Below are 3,358 nucleotides of genomic sequence, written 5' to 3' on the forward strand. Positions count from 1 at the left end.
TGAATTAGTATAGAGCAACTCTAAAAATCTAAATTTAAATTAACAAAAAAACTTAAGTGGTAGTGCCTAGAAAAAAATAAACCCCAGGAATATTGCGCTGTCTAGCGAAAAAGTGCATGAAGTCAGGTGAAATAACGCGACTTTATGTTAATTTTTCATTAACAACTTTTAGTATGTTATTTTTTTTGATTTATATATAAAATAGTTTTCATTCTGTCAATTTTACCCAACAATGCCATGCGTTAAAAATTGATGTACTTGAAAAATAAAAACGCTTATATTGATTTTATTAATTTTTATAATCTTTTTAAAAGTGAAATTATCCCTAAATACTCTTTATAGTAGATTTTTATTAATGATTTTATTACCTATTATTATCATACAGATAGTCACGATAGTTATTTTTTATGAGAGGCATTGGGAAAATGTTTCAGGTAATATGCAAAATTTTTTAATTAACGATATAAACACAATAGTAAATTTTTATATTAAATATAAAAATAGCAATAATGAAGTTATTACTGATCTAAATTCCTTAGGATTCAAGACAGCATTATTGATCGACAAACCGAAACTTTCAGAAGGTCTTAGTGATTCATACATATCAAGTATTGCAACAAAAATTAGTAACTCTATAAAATATAAAACTCAACTATTTTACATAGATGATATGTCAAATATCAGAGGGTTAATATATTTACCAAATTCTCAGGTATTACAGATAGATTTTTCAACAAAGAGAATTAAAAACCAAACAACTTATATATTTGTTATATGGATTTTAACTACTTCAATACTTTTTGGTTTGATTTCATTATTTTTTATGAAAAATCAGGTTAAATCAATTATTAACCTTGATAAAGCAGCTATGGATTTTGGTCAGGGCAAAATATATCATTTTAAACCCTCTGGTGCTAAGGAGATTAGATCATTAGGATTATCCTTTTTAAGAATGCGTAAAAAAATTTTAAAACAAATAAAAAATAGAACCGAATTACTGGCACATATAGCGCATGATTTAAGAACTCCCTTAACAAGAATTAAGTTACAATTATCTTTAATAAACGAAAATAACGATATTAAAAACATACATGATAATATTAAAAAAATTGAAGACATGATTAATAGTTATTTAATTTTTGCAAAGGAAGAGGGGAACGAAGAAAATAGGCAATGCAATTTAACAGATATAATTAACAATATAATAAATCTACTGAACGATGATAGAATAACTTTTGATAATAGATTAAAAGAAAATCACCATCTCCTTTTTTTAAAAGTAGATGCCATTGATAGAGCCATTACAAATGTAGTTGAGAATGCTTTAAAATATTGTCTTTCTATGGTTAGAATGAATTTATTAAAAGTTAATGACCAAATTTTGATTCAGATTGAAGATGATGGTCAGGGGATTGGTGAGAAAGATTATAAAAAAGCCTTAGAACCGTTCAATCAATTAGGTATTAATGAAAAGCAAGGATACGGTTTAGGGCTGGCGATAACAAAAAATATAATTAATGCTCATGGAGGAGATATTGTGCTTGATAAAAGTAAAATGGGTGGATTAAAAGTAACAATTAAATTACCAATTTAACAATGCAAAAGCATAAAAAATTATTATTATGCATACTTGATGGATGGGGATATTCTTCTAAAAAAGATTTCAATGCAATATACTCTGCCAATACACCATGTATGGATTATTTATTATCTAACTTCCCTGCATCTAAAATCAAAACTTGCGGTGAAAGTGTTGGGTTACCACCATTACAAATGGGAAATTCTGAAGTTGGTCATATGACTATTGGTGCAGGGCGAGTAATACCTCAAGATTTACTGAGAATAAATAGTATGATTAAGGATTATACATTACTAAAAAATAACTCTACAGTAAAGAATCTGATTATGAAAACTTCCAATAAAACTTGTCATATATTAGGAATGATTTCAGATGGAGGTGTTCATTCACATATAGAGCACATAATTAATTTTGCAAAATTTTTAACTGATAATAATATAAAAGTCATATTGCATGCTTTTACCGACGGTAGAGATACATCCCCTAAAAAAGCTCAAGAATATATAAGTGAATTAATAAAAAACAATATTGAAATAGCATCTATAAGTGGCAGATATTATGCCATGGATAGAGATAATAGATGGGATAGAACTAAATTATCATACGACGCTATTACTTTTGACGGCGATTGTTGCTTTGAAGATCCAAATTATTATATTGAAAAAAATTATAATGAAGGTATTACAGATGAATTTATAATTCCTGCATATAATAAGTATTGCGATAAAATTGAAAGTGGTGATTCATTATTATTTTTAAATTTTAGAGCCGATAGAATCAGGCAAATCACCGAGTCACTTATATCAAAAAATTTTAATCATTTTGAAACAAAAAATTTAGACTTTTCATATGTTGCTTCACTAGTTGAATATTCATCTGAATTTAAAAAAACTATGGATGCAATAATTTCTCCTATGCAAATTAAAAATGATTTAGGCGAATATTTATCGAACAACAATTTAAAGCAACTCAGGATAGCTGAAACAGAGAAATATGCACATGTTACATATTTTTTTAATTACGGCAGAGAGAATAGATTAAACGGTGAAGAATGGTTATTAGTCCCCTCTCCTAAAGTTAAAACATACGATCTTAAACCAGAAATGTCTGCATATGAAATCACCGATAAGCTAATTGCTTCAATAATGAGTAATAAATTTAATTTTCTCTGTGTTAATTATGCTAATGCAGATATGGTAGGTCACACCGGTAATATGGATGCAAGTATTATAGCATGCGCAACTATTGATAAGTGCGTAGAAAAACTTTTAAAAGTATGTAAAAAATATGATATCGAGTTACTTATAACTGCAGACCATGGCAATGCTGAAGAAATGATGGAGAAAGATAGTGGACAGGTTAAAACATCACACACATTAAATGATGTACCTTTAATATATTTTGGCAAGAAAAAAATTAAACTACAAAATGGAGAATTATCAGATATAGCACCAACTATATTGGATTTATTAGAAATACCAAAACCAGTAGAAATGTCGGGAAAATCACTAATAAAATCAGCATAATAATCATTCTTATAGGGCCAGTGATGTGACCCCCTGATATTGAAGTTCTTAACCAGTCTGGAAGACTAGTTGCAAATTCAATATCTACTGCAACTCATCAATTTTACCAAGATTATTAAAAAATATAAATTAAGACCATTGCATAATAGGCAGAAAGAAACATATATGATAGAATGAAAAGATAAGTACATACGAAAGAGGAGGCAAAATGTCATTTTTAGTAAGAGAAGCAGAAGAACGTATAGAGAAGAGT

2 protein-coding genes are annotated in these 3,358 nt (G+C 28.0%); both read left to right on the forward strand.

Going from position 1 to position 3,358, the window contains the following annotated elements:
* Positions 1 to 313 precede the first annotated feature (313 nt).
* Entirely contained in the window at positions 314 to 1,594 is a 1,281-nt protein-coding gene (locus L8D11_RS05925; RefSeq protein ID WP_236870445.1) for a sensor histidine kinase, read from the forward strand.
* A 2-nt stretch (positions 1,595 to 1,596) separates the two neighbouring features.
* The gene (gene gpmI / locus L8D11_RS04320) at positions 1,597 to 3,105 is read left to right on the forward strand and encodes a 2,3-bisphosphoglycerate-independent phosphoglycerate mutase (protein ID WP_236870446.1); all 1,509 of its coding nucleotides are present in this window, start codon (positions 1,597 to 1,599) and stop codon (positions 3,103 to 3,105) included.
* Positions 3,106 to 3,358 lie beyond the last annotated feature (253 nt).

Origin of the sequence: Candidatus Bandiella numerosa (assembly GCF_021811875.1) — a bacterium.
Classification (GTDB): domain Bacteria; phylum Pseudomonadota; class Alphaproteobacteria; order Rickettsiales; family Midichloriaceae; genus Aquirickettsia; species Aquirickettsia numerosa_A.